Annotated in this window: 22 protein-coding genes, 1 tRNA gene and 1 riboswitch; of the genes, 11 read left to right on the top strand and 12 right to left on the bottom strand. The window is 62.1% G+C overall.

Annotation, left to right across the window (positions count from 1 at the left end):
* The first annotated feature begins 17 nt into the window (after positions 1-17).
* From feoB to BUA38_RS13370, 5 genes are all read left to right on the top strand, one after another.
* Positions 18-1889: a ferrous iron transporter B gene (feoB, locus tag BUA38_RS13390; protein WP_072826091.1), complete on the top strand. Its 1872-nt coding sequence runs from the start codon at positions 18-20 to the stop codon at positions 1887-1889.
* 274 nt (positions 1890-2163) lie between these two features.
* Complete coding sequence (locus BUA38_RS13385; protein ID WP_072818348.1) at positions 2164-3732, top strand: hypothetical protein; 1569 nt, start codon at positions 2164-2166, stop codon at positions 3730-3732.
* Between the two features lie 85 nt (positions 3733-3817).
* Positions 3818-4291, top strand: coding sequence for an FMN-binding protein (locus BUA38_RS13380; protein WP_072818347.1), 474 nt, complete (start codon positions 3818-3820; stop codon positions 4289-4291).
* A gap of 1 nt (position 4292) precedes the next feature.
* Positions 4293-5186 carry an FAD:protein FMN transferase gene (locus BUA38_RS13375; protein WP_244553253.1) on the top strand — a complete coding sequence of 298 codons (894 nt, stop codon included), beginning with the start codon at positions 4293-4295 and terminating at the stop codon, positions 5184-5186.
* Positions 5176-5595 (top strand): hypothetical protein, encoded by a 420-nt coding sequence (locus tag BUA38_RS13370; protein ID WP_072818345.1) that lies wholly within the window; start codon positions 5176-5178, stop codon positions 5593-5595. The genes BUA38_RS13375 and BUA38_RS13370 overlap by 11 nt, the downstream gene beginning before the upstream one ends.
* A 9-nt stretch (positions 5596-5604) precedes the next feature.
* Here BUA38_RS13370 and BUA38_RS13365 read toward each other — a convergent pair whose 3' ends face one another.
* Both BUA38_RS13365 and trxA read right to left on the bottom strand, forming a co-directional pair.
* Positions 5605-6279, bottom strand: a complete 675-nt coding sequence (locus tag BUA38_RS13365; protein ID WP_072818344.1) for an LON peptidase substrate-binding domain-containing protein — start codon at positions 6277-6279, stop codon at positions 5605-5607.
* An 87-nt stretch (positions 6280-6366) separates the two neighbouring features.
* Positions 6367-7281, bottom strand: a complete 915-nt coding sequence (gene trxA, locus BUA38_RS13360; RefSeq protein WP_072818343.1) for a thioredoxin — start codon at positions 7279-7281, stop codon at positions 6367-6369.
* Between the two features lie 370 nt (positions 7282-7651).
* Here trxA and BUA38_RS13355 point away from each other — a divergent pair.
* Positions 7652-7726 (top strand) — tRNA-Gly (locus BUA38_RS13355).
* A 5-nt stretch (positions 7727-7731) separates the two neighbouring features.
* Here BUA38_RS13355 and BUA38_RS36695 read toward each other — a convergent pair.
* Positions 7732-7884: a hypothetical protein gene (locus BUA38_RS36695; RefSeq protein ID WP_156898519.1), complete on the bottom strand. Its 153-nt coding sequence runs from the start codon at positions 7882-7884 to the stop codon at positions 7732-7734.
* Positions 7885-8192: 308 nt separating this feature from the next.
* Here BUA38_RS36695 and BUA38_RS13350 point away from each other — a divergent pair, with 308 nt between their 5' ends.
* Together BUA38_RS13350 and BUA38_RS13345 are read left to right on the top strand one after the other, a co-directional pair.
* The gene (locus tag BUA38_RS13350) at positions 8193-9452 is read left to right on the top strand and encodes a PQQ-dependent sugar dehydrogenase (RefSeq protein ID WP_072818342.1); all 1260 of its coding nucleotides are present in this window, start codon (positions 8193-8195) and stop codon (positions 9450-9452) included.
* A gap of 131 nt (positions 9453-9583) precedes the next feature.
* A complete protein-coding gene (locus tag BUA38_RS13345; RefSeq protein ID WP_156898952.1) occupies positions 9584-10120 on the top strand; it encodes a c-type cytochrome in 537 nt (178 codons plus the stop codon).
* A gap of 105 nt (positions 10121-10225) precedes the next feature.
* Here the strand turns inward: BUA38_RS13345 and panE are convergent, their stop codons facing one another.
* From panE to BUA38_RS13325, 4 genes are all read right to left on the bottom strand, one after another.
* Positions 10226-11146, bottom strand: a complete 921-nt coding sequence (gene panE, locus BUA38_RS13340; RefSeq protein ID WP_072818340.1) for a 2-dehydropantoate 2-reductase — start codon at positions 11144-11146, stop codon at positions 10226-10228.
* Between the two features lie 64 nt (positions 11147-11210).
* Positions 11211-11948, bottom strand: coding sequence for an SDR family oxidoreductase (locus BUA38_RS13335; RefSeq protein WP_072818339.1), 738 nt, complete (start codon positions 11946-11948; stop codon positions 11211-11213).
* Between the two features lie 21 nt (positions 11949-11969).
* The gene (locus BUA38_RS13330; protein WP_072818338.1) at positions 11970-12578 is read right to left on the bottom strand and encodes a 2-hydroxychromene-2-carboxylate isomerase; all 609 of its coding nucleotides are present in this window, start codon (positions 12576-12578) and stop codon (positions 11970-11972) included.
* Between the two features lie 282 nt (positions 12579-12860).
* Entirely contained in the window at positions 12861-13436 is a 576-nt protein-coding gene (locus tag BUA38_RS13325) for a DUF2239 family protein (RefSeq protein WP_197685931.1), read from the bottom strand.
* Between the two features lie 148 nt (positions 13437-13584).
* Here BUA38_RS13325 and BUA38_RS13320 point away from each other — a divergent pair, with 148 nt between their 5' ends.
* Positions 13585-14250 carry a glutathione S-transferase family protein gene (locus tag BUA38_RS13320; RefSeq protein WP_072826090.1) on the top strand — a complete coding sequence of 222 codons (666 nt, stop codon included), beginning with the start codon at positions 13585-13587 and terminating at the stop codon, positions 14248-14250.
* A 6-nt stretch (positions 14251-14256) separates the two neighbouring features.
* On the opposite strand, the gene ggt is transcribed toward BUA38_RS13320, so the two are convergent.
* Positions 14257-16008 (bottom strand): gamma-glutamyltransferase, encoded by a 1752-nt coding sequence (gene ggt, locus BUA38_RS13315; protein WP_072826089.1) that lies wholly within the window; start codon positions 16006-16008, stop codon positions 14257-14259.
* A 108-nt stretch (positions 16009-16116) separates the two neighbouring features.
* Here ggt and BUA38_RS13310 point away from each other — a divergent pair, with 108 nt between their 5' ends.
* Complete coding sequence (locus BUA38_RS13310; RefSeq protein ID WP_072818336.1) at positions 16117-17502, top strand: MFS transporter; 1386 nt, start codon at positions 16117-16119, stop codon at positions 17500-17502.
* Positions 17503-17518: 16 nt separating this feature from the next.
* Here BUA38_RS13310 and purH read toward each other — a convergent pair whose 3' ends face one another.
* The 3 genes from purH to BUA38_RS13295 form a co-directional block, all read right to left on the bottom strand.
* Positions 17519-19111: a bifunctional phosphoribosylaminoimidazolecarboxamide formyltransferase/IMP cyclohydrolase gene (gene purH / locus BUA38_RS13305; protein WP_072818335.1), complete on the bottom strand. Its 1593-nt coding sequence runs from the start codon at positions 19109-19111 to the stop codon at positions 17519-17521.
* 22 nt (positions 19112-19133) lie between these two features.
* Positions 19134-19214, bottom strand: a riboswitch (ZMP/ZTP riboswitch).
* Between the two features lie 70 nt (positions 19215-19284).
* Positions 19285-21039: a heparinase II/III family protein gene (locus tag BUA38_RS13300; protein WP_156898518.1), complete on the bottom strand. Its 1755-nt coding sequence runs from the start codon at positions 21037-21039 to the stop codon at positions 19285-19287.
* A 138-nt stretch (positions 21040-21177) separates the two neighbouring features.
* Positions 21178-22533: an RsmB/NOP family class I SAM-dependent RNA methyltransferase gene (locus BUA38_RS13295; RefSeq protein WP_072818334.1), complete on the bottom strand. Its 1356-nt coding sequence runs from the start codon at positions 22531-22533 to the stop codon at positions 21178-21180.
* Positions 22534-22677: 144 nt separating this feature from the next.
* On the opposite strand from BUA38_RS13295, the gene BUA38_RS13290 reads away from it, so the two are divergent.
* On the top strand, positions 22678-22896 hold the full coding sequence (locus BUA38_RS13290) for a DUF1674 domain-containing protein (protein WP_072818333.1): 219 nt from the start codon (positions 22678-22680) through the stop codon (positions 22894-22896).
* A gap of 34 nt (positions 22897-22930) precedes the next feature.
* Here BUA38_RS13290 and BUA38_RS13285 read toward each other — a convergent pair whose 3' ends face one another.
* Positions 22931-23440 carry a L,D-transpeptidase gene (locus BUA38_RS13285; RefSeq protein WP_072826087.1) on the bottom strand — a complete coding sequence of 170 codons (510 nt, stop codon included), beginning with the start codon at positions 23438-23440 and terminating at the stop codon, positions 22931-22933.
* Positions 23441-23718 lie beyond the last annotated feature (278 nt).

Below are 23718 nucleotides of genomic sequence, written 5' to 3'. Positions count from 1 at the left end.
TGGACTGGTGCGGCGTCATGGAAGCTCCGTTAATGCATCTCGCTTTGGTGGGGACGCCCAACAGCGGCAAGACGTCGCTGTTCAACGCGCTGACGGGCAGCCGCCAAAAGGTCGCGAATTATCCCGGCGTCACCGTCGAGCGCAAGGAAGGCTTCTTCGTCACCCCGCTGGGGCGGCAGGCCTCGATCGTCGATTTGCCCGGCACCTATTCGTTGCGCGGCCGCAGCCCCGATGAGGAAATCACCCGGGATTTCGTGCTGGGCCGCGCCGCCGGCGAAAAGCCCCCGGATCTCGTCCTGTGCGTGGCGGATTCCACCAACCTGCGGCTGACCATCCGTCTTCTGCTCGAACTGAAGCGGACCGGCCGGCCGTTGATGCTGGTGCTGAACATGTTCGATATCGCGACGCGGCGCGGCGTCACCGTCGATGCCGCGCGCATGTCGGAAATGTTGGGCGTTCCGGTAGTGACGTCGATTGCGGTACGCAAAAGCGGCATCGCCGAGCTATTGCGCAAGACCGATGAAATCGCGGCGCAGTCGGAGACGGCGGTCCGCGAAAATCTCTGGAAGCCGCTTTCGGTCGCTGATTTGCGCGCCACCCAGCGCGAGGCCGACCGGATTATCGGCGAGACCGTCAGTCTTCCAGCCAGACCCGACACCTGGTCGGGCCGGATCGACGCCGTGGTGCTGCACCCGGTCGCTGGACTTCTCATCCTTGGCCTCGTGCTGTTCGTGATGTTCCAGGCGGTGTTCGCCTGGGCGCAGCCGCTGATGGAGCTTCTGTCGGACGGTTTTTCCGCGCTCGGCCAGCTGGTGCACGATACGCTGCCGGCAGGGCTGTTGCAGAGTTTCCTGCAAAACGGCGCGATCTCCGGCGTCGGCAGCGTCATCGTGTTCCTGCCGCAGATCATCATCATATTCCTGTTCATCCTGCTGCTCGAAGACTTTGGCTACATGGCGCGTGCGGCGTTTCTGATGGACCGCATCATGGGTGGTGCGGGCCTGCACGGCCGCGCCTTCATTCCCCTGCTATCGAGCTTTGCCTGCGCGATTCCCGGCATCATGGCGACGCGTGTCATCGACAACCGTCGCGACCGGCTGACCACGATCCTGATCGCGCCGCTGATGACCTGTTCGGCGCGAATCCCGGTCTACACCCTGATTATCTCGGCGTTCATTCCGGACCAGCAGGTCTGGGGCTGGATCAACCTCAGGGGGCTCGTGATGTTCGGCCTCTATGCGGCCGGCATCGGCAGTGCCTTGCTCGTCTCGTTCCTGATCAAGTTTTTCATGCTGCGTGACTATGCGCCCGCGCCGTTCATGCTGGAGTTGCCGGACTATAAATTGCCGCGGCTGAAGAGCATCGCGATCGGCATCTACACGCGAGCGAAGATGTTTTTGGTGCGCGCCGGCACCACAATCTTCTCGATGATGGTGCTGATCTGGTTCCTGGCGTCGTTTCCGCAGCCGCCCGCCGGCGCCGAAGGGCCCGCCATCAACTACAGCCTGGCCGCAATGATCGGACATGCGCTGGCGCCGCTGTTTGCGCCGCTTGGCTTCAACTGGCAAATCGTGGTGGCGCTGATTCCTGGCATGGCCGCGCGCGAAGTGGCGGTCGCTGCGCTCGGCACGGTCTACGCCATCGAGGGCGGCAAAGAGGCTGCGGATCAGATCGGGCAGGTGCTGGCCACCAAATGGAGCCTGGCGACGGCGCTGTCGCTGCTTGCCTGGTACATCTTCGCCCCGCAATGCGCCTCGACGCTGGCAGTAATCCGGCGCGAGACCGGCGGCACGAAATGGATGGTGGTGACGTTCCTCTATATGTTCGTGCTGGCCTATGCGGCGAGCCTCGTCACCTACAACGTCGCGGTCGCCTTCGGCGCCGGCTAGCGCAATCAAGTGGCGCGCCGATGAGGTCGAGTTTCGTCGTCAAACGGTCATCTTGAGGCCTTCCGGAGATTTAGTTTTGTTCTAATTCTAAAGTAGAGCGATTCCAGCTGCGCTGTTCCATTTTCGAATCCCAGAAATAGGTTGCAATGATTACTAAGGCCCCACGAAATCGCGGAGTTCCTGATCTCCGCGGATTGGGGGCTTCATGTCGCGGTGTCATTCTCTGCACTTCTCTTCATCGTTCTCTTCCTGGTTTGGTCGCTCGAGGCGGGGAATGCTGCTTGCAGCAACCGCGATCTCTCTCCTTGGCTCCGGCAGCGCTTGGTCAGCGGAGGGTGAGGCCAGTGATGCCGTACTGAAGAAAATGGAGGCGATGGAGAAGCGTATCCAGTCGCTCGAAGCCGAGCTTAGGCAAAAGCGGGTTGCCGATGCCGCCGGACAAGAGGCTGCACCTGCCGACAAGAAGCGAACTGCCGGCTCCGAAAAGGCGCAGAAAAAAACGCCAGCCCCCGAGACCGACAAAGGCGCCAAAGTTGCCGCCGCACCGGAGCTGCCGCAAGATCCGAAAGGCAAACCGTCGTCCAAACCCAAGACGCTCGACCTCTCCACCCCGCCGTCCGACCTGCCGATCCTGGGCGTCGCTCCGTCGCCGGTGGCTGGCCTGAGCATCGGGGCTTACGGCGAAGTCAAATTCGGGTCGATGCAAAATCCTGCCGCCAATGGTCAGTGGCAGAGTGGCTTCGATACCGCGCGCATGGTGCTGTTGCCGACCTATGCGATCACCGACAACATTATCTTCAATGCCGAAATCGAATTCGAGCATGCCGGCTCAGGCTTCGACAACGACGACAAGCTGCATGGCACCGCCGAGATCGAGCAGCTTTGGATTGATTTCAAGATCATCGATCAGTTCAACTGGCGCGCGCCGGGCATCGATCTGGTGCCGATCGGATATATCAACCAGCATCATGAACCGACGCAGTTCTACAGCGTCAACCGGCCCGAGCTCTACAACAGCATCATCCCGTCGACCTGGAAGGTGCCCGGCACCAGCGTGTACGGCACGATCAGCGAGGATTTGAGGTACCAGATCATGCTCAGCGCCACCAACGAGGACTTTGGCGATTCGTTTGCCAATCGCACGGACGCCAAGACAGTGCCGCTGCCCGGTACGCCGTATTTCCCCGGCATCGACGGGGCCAACGCGCTCGCATTCTCAAACCCGCCACTCGGCGGTTTTGACCAACTCTCCAATACGCTCGCGGTGTCCGGCCGGCTCGACGTCACCCCAACATTCCTTCCGGGGTTCGGAGGCAGCATCAGCGCCTATTACTCGCCCAATACGACACCACGTGGCGCCCATGACGATCTTGGCAACTTCCTGGGCAAGTCCAGCCTTGCCATGTTCGATGCCGAATTCCGCTATCGTGTACCCAATACCGGCCTCGAATTGCGCGGCGAATACGTCCGCGTCGAATTCGGCAATCCTGCAAACCTGCGGGCCAACAACGACAGCGATCCAACCAACAATGTTGGAAAAGCGATGTTCGGCTATTCGGGCGAGATCGCCTATCACATCCCGCTCGGCACCATCCTGCGGAGCGAGTGGGAAGCGGTTCCGTTCTATAACTACACTTACGAAAATCTCCAGACAGGCGGGTTTGCCGGAACGGATATCAACTCGCCGACGGGCGCCGGCCAGCGCCAATTCCATACCGCAGGCGTTGCGGTCTTCCCGTCGCCAAAAATCGTGCTGAAGGCCGAGTATCAAAGGGTGATCGACAAGAGTCTCGTCGGTGCGCTCTCGGATTCGTACCTCGGTGGCGTGGGCTTCTTCTTTTGAGCCCCGCGAGGAATACGCTTGTGAAAGCCGTGCTGTCGGAGAGGCCGCGCGGCTGCCAAACGGAAATGATGGGAACGGGTGAATCATGACGGAATGGATTCGATATGTGCTGCCGGCGGCTGCGGTAGCGTCGGTCGCATCGCCTGCCTATGCGATGCAATACCTTTCGATCGAGGAAGCGCAGAAGCAGGCGTTTCCGTCGGCCACCCAGTTCACCGAAGTTCAGTCGGGAAGGATCTGGAAGGCCGAAGCGGGCGGACGTGTCGCGGGCTTTTTCATTTTCGACCGGGTCGTCGGCAAGCACCTTTATATCGACTACGCCGTCGCACTGACGCCCGCAGGGGCGGTGCACGGCGTTGAGATCCTGCAATATCGCGAATCGTACGGCGGCGAGATCAGAAGCCCCAGCTGGCTCGCTCAATTTGTCGGAAAGACGAACGCCAACCCGCTCAAGATCAATGGCGATATCAGGAATATTGCGGGCGCGACGCTGTCCTCGACGCATGTCACCGAGGGCGTGAAACGCATACTGGCGACGTATGGCAGCCGGCTTAAATAGAATGCGCCGCGCCAGACCCTTGCTCGGGACTTTCGTGGAGATCGAGGCGAGTGGGCCCGATCGGGCAGAGGTCAATCGCGCGGTTGATGCGGCGTTCGAGGCGGTCGCGGTCGTTCACCGGCTGATGAGCTTTCACGATTCCGAAAGCGACGTCAGCCGTCTCAACCGCGAAGCCTTCGATCGCCCGGTCAAGGTTCACGCATGGACCTTCCGCGTGCTTGAGACAAGCGTGGAGCTTCATCACCGGTCGAACGGTGTGTTTGACGTCGCTGTCGCGCCGGCCCTTCAGTCCATGGGAGTCTTGCCGAAGCTCGACGCCGATGCGCCGATCGATGCGCAGGCGCGCACGCCGGACGCGATCGAGCTGCGCAATGGGCAGATGGTCCGCTTTCGGCATCGCCAGGCGAGAATTGACCTTGGTGGAATCGCGAAGGGTTTTGCCGTCGATCGCGCGCTGGAGGCGCTTCGCGAATCGGGTTCGCTGGCCTGGGGTCTCGTGAATGCCGGCGGTGATCTCGCCGCTTTTGGAGCGCAGGTGCAATCGGCTCATGTTCGCTATCCCCGCGATCCCGGCCGCGTGGTCTGCCGTGTCGAATTCGCCAACGAAGCGCTGGCATCTACCGCGCGCCGGTTCGATCCCTTCCGGTCCGTAGAAACGTCAGGATCGGCGATCATCGGTCCCGACGGTCAAGCTCCGGCAAATGCGATCGACGGTGTGACCGTCCGGGCTCCATCCTGCATGATTGCCGACGCCTTGACCAAAATCGTCGCGATTTCCGGCACGGACGCAGCCGGTTTGCTTGAGCTTTACAATGCAAGTGCGCTACTGATCACCTCGGACGGTGAGGTCCAGATCTCCTCTGATTGGCAAAACGCAGTACACCTTGCGGCTTAGTTCTTCATTCCGATACGCGATCTACGCATCCTTTACGGTCCTGCTGCTCACCGGGGCCGGCTGGCTCGTTGCGGATTGGCAAAAGGATATCTCCAGCGACGAGATCTGGCAGCAAAGCATCGCCTATCTCCTGATGGCGCATGGCGGCACGGCAATGGTGACGCTGCTTCTGCTCGGGGCCCTCATTCCAGTCCACCTGATGCGCGCGTGGCGGAGCCGGAAGAATCGCATATCCGGATCGACGATGGCGACGTTCAACGCGATCCTGATCGGGACCGCTTTCGGGCTCTATTATCTCGGATCGGAAACGCTGCGGCCGTGGATGAGCTGGATCCACATCGCTGCCGGATTTTCATTGGCCCTGCTGTTCCCGCTGCATATTTACCTGGGCCGGCGCAAGCTGCCTTAGCCCGCAGCGCTATTGCAGTCCGGAATCGTTGCTGGTGCGCTTCTTGGCGAGATCCATCTCGGTCACGGCGATGAGGATTTCGGCGCGCGTCTTCAGATCGGGCGCTTCCAGCATCGCCTGTTTCTCCGGCGGGCCGTAAGGCGACATCATCGCCAGCGCGTTGACCAGCGCTTCGTTGGGCGCGTTTTCGATGCCCTCCCAGTCGACCTTGAGATTGTTGGCGTCGAGAAATTCCGTCAGCGCTTTCAGGAGAGCCTCCCGATCGACGGCCTCCTCGCCTTTGCGAGCGGCAAAGTCGTCGATATACGGAAAGTAATCGACCTTGCATTGCCGGTACTGGGTCAGCACCTTCGGCTCTTCGACGATCTTGAAGCGGGCAATGCCGGTGAGTTCGAGGACGTAGCGGCCGTCGCCGGACTCGGCAAGCTGGGTGATGCGCCCGACGCAACCGACATGAAACAGTTTCGGATGGGCTTCGTCCGGTGAATGCGAGACGTCGGGCTGGATCATCCCGATCAGCCGATGGCCGTCGCGGAACGCGTCGTCGACCATCGCCAGATAGCGCGGCTCGAAAATATTGAGCGGCATCTGCCCGCGCGGCAGCAGCAATGCGCCGGGCAGCGGAAATACCGGAATAATTTCGGGAAGGTCTGAAGGTCCGCGATATTCGGCATTGATCGGCATTACGGTCACCAGCCCATATCGTGCCTGGGATCAGCTATTCGCGACCCACGTCCAAGGCCTTGCGTTACGCCCGCTTGTTACCTGCAACTACGCAAACAGGATCGTCGACAGCCGCTTTCGTCCCTCGACGGTCGCTTCGTCGGTGGCGCCCCACGCGTCGAAGAACTGTACCAGCTGCTTGCGCGCGCCGTCCTCGTTCCATTTACGGTCACGCTTGACGATTTCGAGCAGTTGCTGTGTCGCCTCCGTGCGCTTGCCGGCGGCGTTGAGCGCGGTCGCGAGATCAAACCGCGCCTGATGATCAAGCGGATTTGCGGCGACTTTCTGTTCGAGTTCGGCGATCGGCCCAAGCGATTTGGCCTGTTCGGCCAGATCGATCGCGGCCTGCACGGCCTTCACCGCGGCGTCGCCGCGTTTGGATTCAGGCACCATCGCCAGCGTCTTCTTGGCCTGATCGATCGCCCCGGTGGTGGCGTAGCATTTCGCCAGTCCCGCCATTGCCGCGATGTTGGTGGCGTCTGCCGAAAGCACCTCGGCATAGATCGAGGCGGCGTTGGATGCGTCGCCCTCGGCGAGCAGGGTTTCGGCCTCTTTCAGGATTTCGGCAATGTTCGGCTCGCCGGGCATGCCGGCCGTCAGTTTGTTGACGAAGGCCGTCACCTGGCTTTCGGGCACCGCGCCCATGAAGCCGTCGGCGGGTTGGCCGTTGACGAAGGCGATCACGGCCGGAATCGACTGGATTCCCATCTGGCCGGGAATCGCAGGATGCTCGTCGATGTTCATCTTGACGAGCTTGACCTTGCCGTTGCCGGCACGGACGACCTTTTCAAGGATAGGAGTGAGCTGGCGGCAGGGACCGCACCATGGCGCCCAAAAGTCGATCAGCACCGGCTGCCGTTTGGATTCCTCGATAACGTCCTTGACGAAACTCTGGGTCGTCGTCTCCTTGATCAGGTCGGTCGCGGCCTGCGGCGCGGCTCCATTGCCCTCTAATATCGTCACGGCAATCCTCGTTCAGTGTGTGTCAAATTTGGCGCTGGCGGGGCCTGTCTAGCACGGCCCGCCTTCGTGGTTCAGCTGTTCTCATGCCCAAATGGCGGTTCGATGCGAAATTTCAATTGGTTCCGGGGTGCCCGAGATGGAGCGCTCGGCCATGGGCGGGTCCGAGCCTCCGACCAAATTTCTGCCTCCCGTCCGCCGTTACGGCCGAGGTGGCATGGGATTGACGATTATTTCTGGCCGCTTTTGACCATAAGTCTGCAATTTCTCAGGATTTCGCCAATTTAAGCCGTGCGCCCGCTGTTGCATTCGCAGTCCGCATTTGGCATAGGTCTGCGGTCGCCGGTGACATTAAGGCGACAATCCCAAGGATGCGGGTGTAGCTCAGGGGTAGAGCACGACCTTGCCAAGGTCGGGGTCGAGGGTTCGAATCCCTTCGCCCGCTCCAGTTTCTCACCGAGAAATGGAAAAATGGGAGCGGCCCATGAGGGCCGACTCCATTTTCGTTGCAGGCACGCGCTTGGAGCGTTGCGAAGCTTTCAGTATCGGTCGAATGGTGAGCGAAAGCGCTGCGTAAAAAGCCTCATGGTTTTCGATCGCGCCCATGACAAACTCCGGTCGATGACTATCGAAATAATTTCGGAGTCAATCGAGCCGCGCGTGCGGTCCCATCGTCAGGACGATGCGGGAGTGGGGTACGCGGCACCCGTGATGGCGCCACGCCTTCCACTTTTTGGCTACTTTTTGGCAGAGCCTCGAAAAATATTCTCGAATACACGCCTGAAGCGAACATGCCGCTCGCTTCTCTCCGTCCGATGATGTGGTAGGCTTTTTGGCCGCGCGAAGAATTCGCCCACGTAAGGCACATCAAACAACAACATCGCAGCCCCGCGGCTGCTTGAGGGAGAGACGCGATGAAATCGACGTTCCATCGATCCGTTCTTGCGTTCGCAACCATCCTGGCCGTTGGGGCGACCGGTCCGGCTGCCGCGCAAGACAAGCCTTTGAAGAAATACGAATCCGGCAAAAAGGAATTCTGGACCCATCCGCCGGACGATTGGTTCCTTGGCGATGAGACCGAGGCACAGAAAGGCCTGGCGCCGCCGTCGGGTCCGCCGACCGGCGCTTCCGACGCCGAACTCGCCTCGCTGATCAAGAAGATCAAGCTGCCGGAAGGCTTCAAGATCGAGGTCTATGCCTCGGGCGTACTCGCCGCGCGGCAAATGGCCTGGGGCGACAAGGGCACGCTGTTCGTCGGCTCGTTCGGGCTCGGCAATGTCTACGCCATCAAGGACGCCGGCGGGAAAAAAGAGGTCAAGACCATCCTTAAAGGCCTGAACATGCCCACTGGCCTCGCCTTCCGCGACGGCGCGCTCTACGTCATCGCGGTCGACAAGCTGATCCGCTACGACAACGCCGAAGCCAATCTCGACAATCTGGGCCAGGGCAAGGTCGTCTATGACGACATGCCGTCCTACGCGGCGCATGGCTGGAAATATCTCGCCGCCGACAAGGACGGCTGGTTCTACATTCCGTTCGGACCGCCCTTCAACATCGGCATTCCGCCGACCAGCGTCTCGCAGATCCGCCGCGTCGACCCCAAGACCGGCAACGCGGAAATCGTCGCGCTCGGTGTCCGCAACAGTGTCGGCGGCGACGTCGATCCGCGCAGCGGAAAATACTGGTTCACCGAGAATGCGCGCGACTGGATCAGTGACGACATGCCGAGCGACAAGCTCAACATGATCTCAAAACTCGGCGAGCATTTCGGCTATCCATATTGTCATCAGGGCGACACGCCCGATGACAAATTCGCGATGGGTCACCAATGTTCGGAGTTTGCGCCGCCCGCTCTCAATCTCGGTGCGCACGTGGCTCCGCTCGGCATGAAGTTCTATACCGGCGATCAATTTCCGGCTGAGTACAAGAACGCGATCCTGATCGCCGAACACGGTTCGTGGAATCGGCACAAGTATCAGGGCGCACGCATCGTCCGCGTCAACGTCGATCCGGATGGCAAGAACGCCAAGGAAACCGTGTTCGCCTCAGGCTGGATCGAAGGCGACCAGGGCTATCTCGGCCGCCCCGACGACATCATCCTCGACAAGGACGGATCGATTCTCGTGGCCGACGACTGGGCTGGCGCGATCTATCGCATCAGCTATCAGAAGTAGGACCCGAACCAGGAAGCCTGCGACCGCCGGTGACGGGCGGCCGCAGGCTTTGTCTTCGTGTGGAACGAAACATGCTGCTGCGCCGACGATCCCTTCGAAATGTCCTCTGCGCGGCGGTTGCGTCAGTCGCAATGACGGTAACGTCGCTGGCTGCCGACCTTGAGGCCGGCAAGAAAAAAGCCGAACTCTGCGCAGCCTGTCACGGCGATGTTGGCATCTCGCAAATGGAAAACGTTCCCTCACTGGCGGGGCAGCCGGACCAGTTCATCCAGTGGCAGCTGGTGTTCTTCCGCGCCGGCACGCGCAAGAACGAGCAGATGCAGCCCATCGTCGAGCAGATCGACAATGAGGATATTCGCAATCTCGGCGCCTACTTTGCCTCGCTCACGCCTCCGAAGGCGCCGCCGGACGACAACCCCGATTTGTCGCAAAAGGGCGCGCAGGCCGCCGTCGGCCGGCGCTGCGCCTCCTGCCATACCGACAGCTTCGCGGGCACCAAGGCAGTGGCGCGCATTGCGGGCCAGCGCGAGGAATATCTCCTCAAGGCGCTGCGTGACTACAAATCCGGCGTACGATCCGGCGGCGGCATGGCGGCGATGGCCGACGTCGCCTATCCCCTAAGCGAGGAAGAGATCATCGCGCTCGCGCATTACCTTGCGCATCTCTGAAAACCTCATCCTGAGGAGCGGCCCTTTTGCCGCGTCTCGAAGGATGAGATTGTTTCGTGCTCATGGTTCGAGACAGCGCTGGCGCGCTTCCTCACCATGAGGAATTTAGCCGCGCCCGTTCTCATACGCCTTCAGGTGCGTGTAGGCGATCTTCAGCCTCGGCACCGGCACTTTCGCCGCATCACCGCGCGCAATCAGGTCGCCGATCACATGATCGGCCTCGACCTTCGCACCCGCCTTGATGTCGCGGAACATCGAGGCCGTGAGTTGCGAACCTTCCGCGGTCAACATGCCCTTCGCGCGTTCGGAGAATGGACCGGCGGGCGCGTGACCTTCAGCCGTAGCGACAGCGCTGCATTCATCGAGAATGCCGAGGATGAAATCCCTGCCGCCCGGGGCCGCCAGAATAGGGCCAACGGCAGCGCGCATCGTGCTGGTCGAGGCAGCGAGCGAGGCAAGAAATACCCACTTCTCCCACATGTCCTGGATGACTTGCGTGCTCGCGGCGGCGCCGAATTTGCCGGCTGCCATGACGTCGGCGATCGAGCGTACGCGGTCTGACATCTTGCCGTCGCGCTCGCCGAAGCCGAGCGACTGCATCGGCGTGAGCTGGACAATCTCGCGCTGCGCGTTGAGCGTGACCGCAATCGCGCATTGCCCGCCAAGGACCGCATTCGCGCCAAAGTGCTGCTCCAGAACGTCCAGGTGCTTCATGCCGTTGAGCAACGGAAGAATGGCAGTCGTCGGTCCGACCGCCGGCGCAAACGACTTGATCGCGTCTTCGAGGTCGAACGCCTTGCAGCTCAACAAGACGAGGTCGAAGGTCTTGTCGAGTTTGTCGGCTTGGACCGTCGGCGGCGATGTCAGTGTCACGTCGCCATTCGGGCTCTTGATCACCAGACCGGCGGAGGCGAGTTCGGATGCGCGCTTGGGGCGGACCAGAAACGTCACGTCGCGGCCGGCCTGCAACAGGCGGCCGCCGAAATATCCGCCGATTGCGCCGGCTCCGACCACCAGGATACGCATGATGTGATTCCTTCTTGTTATTGGGCGTGATGCCAGGCGCACGACGCCTGATGCGTCCAGTTGCTTACCACTTTTCGCCGAACGGGCGAATCTCGAGCTCGAACGTCCAGGCGCTGCGCGGCTGTTGATAGAGCTGCCAGTAGGAGGCGGCGACGGACGCCGGCGGCATCAGCAAGTCCGGATTGTTGAGCGCTTCCTTGCCCCAGAGCTGCTCGCGCCGCTCGCGTACCCAGGCGGTGTCGACGCCGGAATCGATGATCAGATGCGCGACATGGATGTTCTTCGGTCCGAGCTCCCGCGCCATCGATTGCGCCACGCCGCGAAGTCCGAATTTGGCGCTGGCAAAGGCGGCAAAGCCCGAGCCGCCCCGCAGCGAAGCCGTCGCGCCCGTGAAGAAGATGTTTCCTTTCCCGCGCGGCAGCATCAGCCGCGCCGACTCGCGCCCGGCCAGGAAGCCGGCCCAGCAGGCCATCTCCCACACCTTGCGGAACACGCGGTCGGTGGTCTCCAGGATCGGAAAATTGACGTTGGCGCCGACATTGAAAATGGTCACTTCCAGTGGCGCATGCTTGTCGGCATCGTTCAGGAAAGCGGCGACTTCGTCTTCTTTTCGCGCGTCGAGCGCGCGCGCCACGATCGATCCGCCCGCCGCCTCGATGTCCTTCACCAGTGGCTCGAGCTTGGCGCCATCGCGCCGGCCGGCGAAGACGGTAAATCCCTCTGCGGCAAATTTTTTGGCGATCTCGGCGCCGATATAGTCGCCGGCGCCGATCACGGCCACCGTGGCGTCACGTTTTTGCATTGGCCGCTCTCCGTTTCGCTGCTACTTCCCCAACATCAGGTCCTCGACGTCGCGCAACTGCTCCTTGCCGAAGAACATCTCGTTGCCGACGAAAAACGTCGGCGAACCGAATGCGCCACGTTCGACCGCATTTTGCGTATTTTCGATCAGCTTCGCCTTCACATCGGCCTCGCCCGCGCGTGCCAGCAGCCGCTTTGCATCGAGCCCCGACGACGCTAGCGCAGCCAGCGCAATTTCCGGATCGTCCATTTTCTTCGGCTCGACCCACATGTGGTGAAAGGCGGCGTCGACATATTTTGCCAACACGCCCTCCATCTGTGCTGCGACCGCCGCGCGCATCAGGTTTAGGGTATTGACCGGAAAAAACGGGTTCCAGGCGTAGGGTCTGACCCCGAAGCGCTTGATGAACCTCTCGGTTTCGATCGCGTGGAATTCGCGCTTGTTCTTGATGCCCGCCAGCGTCTCGGCGGGCGACTTGTTGTTGGTGGCCTTGAAAATGCCGCCGAGCAGGACCGGCACATAGTCGAACTTCGCCCCGATCCGCTTTTCGATCGCCGGAATGGCCTCATGGCTGAGGAACGCGTTGGGGCTGCCGAAATCGAACATGAATTGCGGAGCAACAGCGCTCATGACGGCCTCCCGGGGATTTAATTTTGTTCCGCCATTGTGGCGCAACGCGAGCGTTGCGTCCACAAGGCCTAATGACGATCGTCATACTTTGATCACGGCTAATGGCCGTCAAGCCGGGTCGCGATCACCAAAGGCTAGTGGTCCGATTCTAACATTCGCATACCTTCTCAGCAGGCACTTAGCGAACTTAGAATCAAAGGACCACTAGCAAATATATGTTTCTAGTGGAGTTTGGGATTTGACATTCGCTTTCTGAACTCGCGGCTAGGTGCGCAGCGAATGTCAAATCCACTCCACTAGCCGTATGATATGGTCGCGAATATCGTCGGGCCAGGCGGCGATCAGTTCGCCGAATCGCCTGCGGTCGTCGGCGAACAGGGCCCGCGAGGCTTCCTCGAAGCCGTTGAAATTCCCGGCCATCGCCGACATGAAATGATAGGCCGCGTCCCTTGCGGCGCGATGACGGTCGCGATCGCCGTTGGTGCGGCGGGCTTCCTCGACCAGCTTTCGCAGAGCCACCGACGCCCCGCCGGGCTGGCTGGCAAGCCAGTCCCAGTGACGGGGCAATAACGTCACCTCGCGCGCGATGACGCCGAGTTTCGGCCGGCCCCGGCCCCGCGGCTCCGGTGCAGGCGGCTCAGTCGCCGGCGTCGAAGACGGGAATCGAGCAAGGACTTCCTCGTCCGTTCCGCGCAGGTCGATATCGACGGATCTTCCGCTGGTGTCGTCGAAAATGAGGATTGGCTGGTGACCGGCAGGTTTCGTCGATTTCCTGATCGCCAAGCTGACATCGGCAAGCGGACCTGTGGCCAGGCGGCGCTGTCCAATGAAGGCGGTGAAGTTTCCCATGGAGGTCATCGGCGTCATCCCCGTGTTGATGTACCTATTTATACCCGGGTAAATGTATTGTCAATATCATCCGGGTAAAATTATTGAATTCGCGTCCAATCGCCATGCCGGCTCTCTGCTGCTACGGAATGCATTCGCTGAAACCGGAGATCGCGCGATGTTGATCGTCCATCACCTCAACAATTCCCGTTCCCAGCGCGTGCTATGGCTGCTGGAAGAACTCGGCGTTCCCTACGACATCTTGCGCTATCAGCGTCAGCCGGACATGCGCGCGCCGGCCGAACTGCGCGCCATTCATCCGCTCGGAAAATCGCCCGTCGTCACCGACAACGGCAACACCATCGCCGAGTCCGGCGCGATCGTGGAATATCTCGTCGGCGCGTATGGCAACGGTCGTCTGATTCCGCCGCCGAATACGCCGGAGCGGCTGCGCTACACCTACTGGCTGCACTATGCGGAAGGGTCGGCGATGCCGCCGCTGCTGCTGAAACTGTTGTTCACGCTGATGCCGAAGCGGGCGCCGGCGTTGCTCCGCCCGCTGGTGCGCAAGGTCTCCAATCAAGCGCTGCTCGGTCTCGTTAATCCGCAGCTCAAGCAGCATATGGCCTTCTGGGAAGGCGAGCTTTCCAAGAGCGAGTGGTTCACCGGCGATGCGTTCACCGCCGCCGATATCCAGATGAGCTTTCCACTGGAGGCGGCGGCGGCGCGCGGCGGTCTCGAGCAAGGTCATCCGAAAGCGATGGCGTTTCTCGATCGCATCCATGCGCGGCCTGCCTATCAGCGCGCGCTGGAAAAAGGTGGGCCTTACACGGTCGGGCGGTGAAGTAAGCTATTCGCCCGCGGCTTCGGCGCCGCGGGTGCGCGGATCGGGTGCGCCGAGCAGCCCGTTCGATGTCATAGCGATCGAATTCGCCGACGTCTGTCCCATCGGCTCAATGACTTTATGGCCCTTGGCCCTGAGTGCCTCCAGCGCGCTATCGACAAAACCGCGCTCGATCCGCACCTCGTCGGGCAGCCATTGATGGTGCAGTCGCGGCGCGGCGACCGCGGCAGCGACATCCATATGGTAGTCCAGCACGTTGACGATCACTTGCAACACGGTCGAGATGATGCGGCTGCCGCCCGGGGAACCCGTGACAAGCACCGGCTTGCCATCCTTGAGCACGATGGTCGGCGACATTGATGACAACGGCCGTTTGCCGGGACCCGGCAGATTGGCGTCGAATCCGACGAGGCCATAGGCGTTGGCCGCGCCGGGCGCGGCGGTGAAATCGTCGAGTTCGTTGTTGAGCAGCACGCCGGTACCTTCAGCCACGAGGCCGACGCCGTAGCTGAAATTCAGCGTGTAGGTGTTGCTGACGGCGTTGCCGAAACTGTCGACCACGGAAAAATGCGTGGTGTTGCTGCCTTCGCGCAACGGCGCAGCTGCGACCGCGTCGGCCCATGGCGTTGCGCGGTCAAGGTCGATGCTTGCGCGCTGTTTGGCGGCATAGTCCTTGGTGACGAGAGTTGCGACCGGCGCGCTGACAAAGGCGGGATCGCCGAGATAATGCGCACGATCGGCGTAAGCGCGCTTCATCGCCTCGATCAGGACATGCAGCGAGCCGGCCGAACCCTGCTGCATCTGATCAAGCGGAAACCCTTCGAGGATGTTGAGCGTCTCGACCAGTCCCACGCCGCCGGACGACGGCAGCGGCATCGAAACGATGTCGTAGCCGCGATAGCTGCCGCGCACCGGCGCACGGATGACCGGCTGATAAGCCTTGAGATCGTCTGACGTCATGATCCCGCCGGCGTCCTGAATGGCTTTTGCCAGCTTCTCTGCGACCGCGCCTTCGTAGAAGCCGCGCGGGCCAAGTGCTGCGATCGCCGACAGCGTGTCGGCGAGATCTGCCTGCACCAGCGTGTCGCCTTCACGTAGCGACGTGCCGTCGGGACGCGAAAAGATTTTCGCCGACGACGGCCAGCGCGCCAGCCGCCGGTGCCAATCGGGCAGGGTGTCGGCGCTGTCGTCGGTCAACACCACGCCGTTGCGCGCCAGGTCGATCGCGGGTTTTAACAATTCGGCGAGGGTGAATTTCCCGGAGCCATATTTCTCGAGCGCCAGCGCGAGGCCCGCGGGCGTGCCGGGAATGCCAATTCCAAGTGCCGAATCGCGCGATTTGGCATTGTCGGGTTTGCCGTCCTGCCCAAGGAAGATGGTCGGCGTGGTCGCGGCCGGCGCCGTTTCGCGATAATCGATCGCGATGTCTTCATGCTTGTCGATCGAATGAATGACCATGAAGCCGCCGCCGCCGATATTGCCGGCGCGCGGATAAGTCACCGCCATGGCAAAGCCGGTGGCAACCGCCGCATCGACCGCATTGCCGCCGCGTTTCAAAACCTCGGTGCCAATACGTGCTGCAATTTTCTCCTGCGCGACCACCATGCCGTGTTCGGCCGGGATGGCGTGGATCGTGTCGGCGGCGGGCGGCGTGTAGAAGCCGCGGCGCCGTTCTTGGGCGTCGACGAGAACGGAGAACGAGAGAACCAGCAGGCCTGCGGCGAATATTGCCCGCCGTGATATCTTGAACAGTCTCATCATATTTCCCCGCCAAGCAGACAGAAGTCGAAAGCCTAACCTTGCCACCAATGCTATATGGCGGTTGTTGACGCAGACGCACTAGCGGCGAACCGGGATATTTTGAGCATGGACGTGATCGCTCCAGAGGCATCCGTTACGGAAAAAGCACAAACCTACCCAGGCCGGGCCGGTGTCATCAGCTGGATTTTTTTCGACTGGGCGGCACAGCCTTATTTTACGTTGATCACCACTTTTGTTTTCGCGCCCTACTTCGCAAGCTTCGTGGCACCTGATCCGGCCAGTGGGCAGGCGCTGTGGGGATTTGCGACTGCCGCGGCCGGATTGATGATTGCGCTGATGTCGCCGGTGCTAGGTGCGATCGCCGACGCCAGCGGCCGTCGTAAGCCGTGGATTGCGGGATTTGGCGCACTGCTGGTGATTGGCTCCTGCCTGATGTGGATCGGCGAGCCCGGAAACCCCGGCATAATCCCTCCGTTATTGCTGGCGTACTCGATTGCGAGCGTCGGCGTTGAGTTCGCCACCGTCTTCAACAACGCGATGATGCCGACGCTGGTGCCGCCGGAGAGGATTGGGCGGCTGTCCGGTACCGGATGGGCGACCGGCTATGTCGGCGGCATCCTCAGTCTCATCCTGGTGCTCGGTTTTCTTGCCGCCAACCCCGAGACTGGGCGTACGCTGTTTGGCCTGACACCGCTGTTCGGCCTCGATCCGGCCACTCATCAGGGCGATCGCATCACGGGGCCCCTGACCGGGATCTGGTTCGTCATCTTCGTGCTGCCGATGTTCTTGCTGACGCCGGATTATCCGGCGGGTCTTCCGCTGCGGCCGGCGTTGCGCCAAGGGTTGACCGGGCTAAAGCGGACGCTCAGCGAGTTGCCGAATCAGAAATCCATCGCGGCCTTTCTGCTCGCCAACATGATCTACACGGACGGGCTGGTGTCGCTGTTTGCGTTCGGTGGAATCTACGCCGCCGGCACCTTCGGCTGGAACACGATCCAGATCGGGACCTTCGGCATTATCCTCGCCATTGCCGGTACATTCGGGGCGTGGCTTGGCGGGAAGCTCGACGATTCTCTCGGGCCGAAGCGGGTCATCGTCGGCAGCATGCTGATCCTGCTGCTGGCGATTTGTGCAATCCTGTTGGTCGACAAGGACAGGATTCTGTTCGTGGCGGTGACGCCACCGGCGCCAGGCGGTGGCTTGTTCGCCGCGCCCGCAGAGCGGGCCTATCTCGCGCTGGGTTGCTTGATTGGAGCTGCCGGTGGTCCATTGCAGGCAGCGTCACGCACGCTGCTCATTCATCTCGCCCCAAAGGACCGCATCGCGCAGTACTTCGGCATGTTTGCCCTAACTGGAAAGGTAACTTCGTTCATCGGGCCGTTGCTGATCGGCGTGGTGACAGCCGTCACCCAAAGCCAGAAAGCCGGCATGGCGATGCTGGTCTTGTTCTTTGTCGCAGGTCTTGCGCTATTGGCGCGGGTGAGGAATTAGCCCTGCGGCAAAAACCTCAGTGCCGGAAATGGCGCACGCCGGTCAACACCATCGCAATGCCGTGGGCGTCGGCCGCCTCGATCACTTCATTATCGCGCACCGAGCCGCCCGGCTGGATCACCGCGGTCGCGCCAGCCTCGATACAGGCGAGCATGCCGTCGGCAAACGGGAAGAACGCATCCGACGCGACGACCGAACCCTTGGTGAGCGGCTGCACAAGCTTCAACTCGCGCGCGGCATCCTCCGCCTTGCGCGCGGCGATCCGCGCCGAGTCGACCCGGCTCATCTGGCCCGCGCCAATGCCAACGGTCGCGAGATCCTTCGCATAAACGATGGTGTTCGACTTGACGTGCTTGGCGACGCGGAACGCGAACATCAGATCGCGCATTTCGGCTTCCGTCGGTGCGCGCTTGGTCGCGACCTTCAGCACCATGTCGTCGACGACAGCGTTGTCGCGGCTCTGCACCAGCAAGCCGCCGGCGACAGTCTTTGCCGTCAGACCCATGGCGCGCGGATCGGGCAACCCGCCGGTGAGTAACAGCCGCAAATTCTTTTTGGCGGAGACGATCGCAATCGCCTCCTGCGTGGCGTCGGGCGCAATGATTACTTCGGTGAAGATTTCGGTGATCGCGCGCGCAGCTCCTGCGTCCAGTGTCCGGTTCAGTGCGACGATGCCGCCAAAGGCGGACGTGGAGTCGCATGCGAGTGCTTTGCGGTAGGCGTCCAGAAGATCGCTGCCTTCAGCCACGCCGCAGGGATTGGCGTGCTTGACGATGACGCAGGCCGCGGTGCGCTTGGGGTCGAACTCGGCGACGCATTCGAATGCCGCATCCGTATCGTTGATGTTGTTGTAGGAGAGCTCCTTGCCCTGCAACTGGCGCTGCGTGGAAACGCCGGGCCGTCGCTCGGGAAGCAGGTAGAAGGCGGCCTTCTGGTGCGGATTCTCGCCATAGCGCAGCGCCTGAATCAGGCGGCCGCCGAAGGCGCGGAAATCCGGCGCTTCGGTATTGAGTTCATTTGCGAACCAGTTCGAGATCGCTGCGTCGTAGGCTGCGGTGCGGGCGTAGGCCTTGGCGGCAAGACGCCGTCGCAAGTGCAGCGTGGTCGCGCCCTGATTGGCCTTGAGTTCATCGAGAACGGCCTGGTAGTCCGCGGCATCGACGACAACGGCGACGTCGTTGTGGTTCTTGGCCGCGCCGCGGATCATCGCGGGCCCGCCAATGTCGATGTTCTCGATGCACTCTTCGAAGTCCCCGCCTCGGTCGACGGTCGCCTCGAACGGATAGAGGTTGACGACCAGGAGGTCGATCTGGGCGATGCCGTGGCTCTTCATCGCGCTGGCGTGATCGGCTTTGCCGCGAATCGCGAGCAGTCCGCCATGCACCTTCGGATGCAGGGTCTTGACGCGCCCGTCCATCATTTCCGGAAAACCGGTCAGGTCCGAGACATCCTTGACCTTCAGCCCGGCTTCCGCGATCGCCCTGGCTGTGCCGCCGGTCGAAACGAGTTCGATGCCGTGCAGCGCCAGTGCGCGGGCGAATTCAAGCAGCCCGGATTTGTCGGAAACGGAGAGAAGTGCGCGGGTAACGTGACGAAGCTGATCAGTCATGGGCAAGATCCTCTGTTCAAGGTGCTTTTGCCCAGGCGCGCGGCGGATATTCCCGCGCTTCCCGATGGTGCTCCATCCAAAGTCGCCAGTCGCGCGAGACGCTCGCTCGTTAGCAGTTTTCGCCGAGGTTCACAACCGCGAGGCTTGGCTTGCGCCATTTGTTCCGCTGCATCTTACAACGGCAGTTCCGGCTCGCGGCGGGCGCTGCGCCGTGCGGCGGTTGCCGCAGGCGACGAGCTCGATCGCGCGAAACTCCAGCGCACCGACGGCGCGTGATGGGAGTCCTGCCGGATCACGATCTGGGAAGTGCGCCGCGGCCCGTCATTGCCGGCCAGAAACACACTGTCTTCGAGCTCGACCCGGTCGTCGAGCGCCTCGAAGGTCCAGACGTCGCGATTGGGCAATACCAGCATGACGCCCCGCGCGTCGCTGAGACGGTTCGCTTTCACCGCGGGGTGCAGATGGAACCGGAGCGCGTAGTCGGTGTCCCGGCCCTTCGAGCGTCCTTCGGATGCCAGCGCCACCGTGTCTTCGCCGTCGAGCCGCGTGCCATCCGGCGAGAGCATCAACACCCGGCGATGAATCACGCCGAAGCGATTCACGTAGCCATCATGCGATGTGGTCAGCAGCATGCCGTTGGCGACCGCCTCGCGATGGCTTTCGACCGCCGCCGGTCCGCTGACGATCGGCGCGCCTTGCAGCAGCCGTTTCATCGCGGAAAATTCCACGAACTGGCAAGATGAGGTTTCGTGATGGGTCAACGTCGAGTGCGCCGGCGTGCCTCGCGCAAAACTGCGCCAGTTGTCGCGCCCGGTCGACGGCATGCCGCAGTTGACGACGATGCGGCTCGTTCCCGACGACAGTTCAAACGAGAGGCAGCCGGCATGGGCGTCCTGGCTGACGTTCGGCGGCGGCGACGCTCCGGCGTCCATGATCACGACGGTGCTGCCCGCATCAAGCCGCTGGAAGCCGGTATGCGGCATGTTGGCCATCGGCGTGCCGTGGGTGTCATCGTAAGCAAGCAAGGTCGCGAGCACGTCAGACGGCGTGCCGCTCATGCCGTTGAACAGCGCGAAGTTGCCGTCGCCGTGCCGGAAGAAGCGCAACATCGGCATCATGCGGTCGATGGCGTTCAACAATGCGGGCGGCGGCGCGATGTTGCGCGCCGCGAAGGTCTGCCGCAATGGCAACAGGTCGGTGAGAAGCTCGATCAGCGCGCCAGGATTACGCGAGATGTGACCGCCATCGGGCACGATCTGGCGTTGCAGCTCTTCCGAGAGCTTGCGCGCCGTGGTGCGGATGTGCCGCGCCTGATTGGCAAGACAGAGCGAGGCGTAGCAGAGCGCGATTTGCACCTGAAGCCGCGGCACGCCATCGGCGATATCGATCATTGCCGAGCGAAGCTGGCGGATTTCCCGCGCCAGTCCGCGCAAGTAGCGCCGATAGAATTTGCCGTCGGTGTCGCCGAGCACCAGCGGGGCTTGCGACAACAAGGAGATGACCCGGCGCGCCAGCACATCGGCGCGACGCGCCATCGGCCGTTTGTAATTCGGATTGGAGAGCCAGTCTTCGACCAGCGCGCGGGCGTTGGCGCGGGTGAGTGCGGTATCGGCCGCGCGCAAGTGCCGAAGCCATCCGAAACCGAGAAGCGCCGCCTCCCAATCGTCGGACGGCGGCTCGAGTTCGAAGATCGAACGGCCGTGGCAGGTGACGATCTTGCCGGCGAAGACGAAGCGGCCGGCGTAAATCTCGGCGGCGCGGGTGGCGTCGGCGGTGCGCAGATCGTGTGGCGCGATAATGAGGCGGTCGGTCCGGCCCGGCCACAGCGATACCAATGCCACTGAGCCGCTGCTTGCCCGCGCCATCAGGTTGCGTGCAACGCGGCCCAGGATCAGCGTCGAGATACGTCTGCTTCGCGCGACCGACACGCCCTGCCTTGGTTGGGAAAGATTCTTTCCGAATCCTTTTAATCCGGAAACGCCGCCAAGACACCACCTTGAACGGTCCGAATCAGCGCAGTCGGGGCGAAAAGTGGTGCAAAATCAGCATTTAGTCGAAATCGGCGGTCAATTCCGCCGGACCAGCCGGGTGGCGTAGAAGCCGTCGAGACCGGCCAGGCGCGGGTCGGGATGGGCAAGGTGGCTGGGCAGGGTGCGCAAATCGCCGTCGGCGGTAATGATTTCGCTCAAGCCGGCGACTTCACTCGCTTCAATCGGCACGCGCTGGAGTGCCGTTTCGGACTTCAGGAGATCTGCGATCGCTTGCTCGCCTTCCTCCGGCTCCAGCGAGCAGGTGCAATAGACCAGCATGCCGCCGATTTTCAAAGCAGCGACAGCGCCTTGCAGCAGCCGCCTCTGGGTGGCGGCGAGCGGCGCGATATCGGATTCCTGCCGCAGCCATCCAATGTCGGGGTGGCGCCGGATCGTTCCGGTCGATGTGCAGGGCGCATCGATCAGGATGCCGTCAAAACCGTCACCGCGGTTTTGAGCGAGCCATTCGCTGCCTTCGGACACCGCGCATGCCGCATCGAGCGAGAGCCGCGCAAGATTATCGCGCAGCCGCGCCATGCGGGCCGGCGATCGATCGACCGCGGTCACGCGCGCGCCGCCATGCGCGAGTTGCGCGGTCTTGCCGCCGGGCGCTGCACAGAGATCGACGATGTTTTTGTTGGCGACGTCACCGAACAGGCGCGCCGGCAAGGCGGCGGCCGCATCCTGCACCCACCACTGGCCTTCGGAAAATCCCGGCAGCATCGTCACCGAGCCCTGCAACACCGTGCGGACCGATCCGGTCGGCAGTGTCTCGCCGTGCAAACGCGTCGCCCATTGCGACGGATCGGATTTCACCGTGATGTCGAACGAGGGTTCCTGGCCGATGGCATGCGCGATGGCGCTTGCGGTCGTCGCGCCATAGTGGGCAGACCAGCGCGCGAGCAGCCACGGAGCCACATCGAGATTTCGAGATTTCACCTCGTCGATCAACGGCTGGCCCTCGCGCGCGCAACGGCGCAGCACGGCGTTGACGAGGCCGGCATATTTCGCGGCGCGCCGGTCCGATTGCACGAGCCGCACCGAGAGGTCGACCGCGGCGTGGTCGGGCACGTCCATCCAGAGAATTTGCGCAGCGCCGATCAACAGCGCGCTTTGGGCGCGGGGTGCGTCGGTCGGAATGCCGCGATCGAGCAGCCGTGAAAGAACATGGCCAAGCGTGCCCAGCCGCCGCAGGATGGTTGCGACCAGCCGGCGCATCAGCGCGCGGTCGCGGTCCGAAAGACTTTTCAGTCCGGGGTGGGCGGCGGTGCCATCGAGCTGCTCGTCGAGCGTACGTCGCTTGTGCAGGACGCCATCGAGAATGTCGGCCGCGATCCGCCGCGCCGCAAGACCTGGCACTTCAGAAGGTAAAGCGAAACGTTGCGGGGGCATGGAGCTACGGACACATCTTGTAATCTGGCGCCGCAGTTAGCATGTCAGCTCATGCAAAGCGGGACGGAATCGATTTGGCATGAGAATATGCCAATTGTAAGAATCGGCTGTATGACTTTGATCTGATACCTGAGGCGAACAGCGATGGCAGACCATCCATCGAAGTCTGATCTGGTTGCTCACCAAGCGGAACGCAAGCCACTTTCGCCCGCGGCAGAGCGCGCGCTGGCGGAGGCCGAAGCGCGGCGCAAGGCCGCGGAGGTCGAGGCGCGGTCGCGGCCGAAAGAGTTTCAGGGCCCGAAGGGCCCCGAGCCGACGCGGTATGGCGATTGGGAGAACAAGGGAATCGCCTCGGACTTCTGAGGTCTGTTCCGCCCGCCGTTCCTTGGCCGTTCGATCAGCGCGTTACCACCACCGTGGTGCCGATCGACACCCGCTCATAGAGATCGGTGATATCAGGGTTGAGCATCCGGATGCAGCCGTAGGACACGAAGCCACCGACCGAGCCCGGCACGTTGGTGCCGTGGATGGCGTACTCGCCGCCGGCCAGCGTCATCGCCGCAACCCCCATCGGGTTGCGCGGCGAGCCGCCCGGAATGACGTCGGGCAGTTGCGGCTTGTCGCGCTTCACTTCGGCCGGAGGCGACCAGGCCGGGTTGCGGTATTTGCCGCTGATCCGCGTGGTGCCGGCCCATTGCTTGCCGTACTTGCCGACGCCGACGGGGTAACGGACCGCGCGCCCGGTCTCGAGGATGAGATAGAGGCGGCGCTCGCCGGTCTTCACGACGATGGTGCCGGGCGAATATTCGCCGTTCACACCGACCATTTCCGGGCGGGCCTGAGCCGTATTGGCTGCTAGAAGGCCTGCGCCGATGGTGGCCGCCGCCACCGCCATCCTCAAAGACATCGATATCTCCAATACGTCCAAGCTACGTCTAGTTGAAATCCGGGAACGCTGGCTTCCCATGAAATATTAACCGCGTCCGTTAAGCGGGCGTTCTGCACGCGCAAGCGGGGCAGGTTTTTCGGCGTGGAGCAAAGAAAATGTTCGAAACAAAGTAAATGACCTGAAAACCACACTCCGTGAGGAAACATCTGCGGCGTCCCATCGCCGGATGACATCTGCGTGAGGGCGACGCGCGCCGTCCCCATTTCCGGCGCAAAGAACGAGCTCGCGCGGAGCAC

The organism is Bradyrhizobium erythrophlei, assembly GCF_900142985.1.
GTDB classification, from domain to species: domain Bacteria; phylum Pseudomonadota; class Alphaproteobacteria; order Rhizobiales; family Xanthobacteraceae; genus Bradyrhizobium; species Bradyrhizobium erythrophlei_B.
Note: the sequence above shows the minus strand (reverse complement) of the source record. Positions and strands in the feature narration are given on the sequence as shown.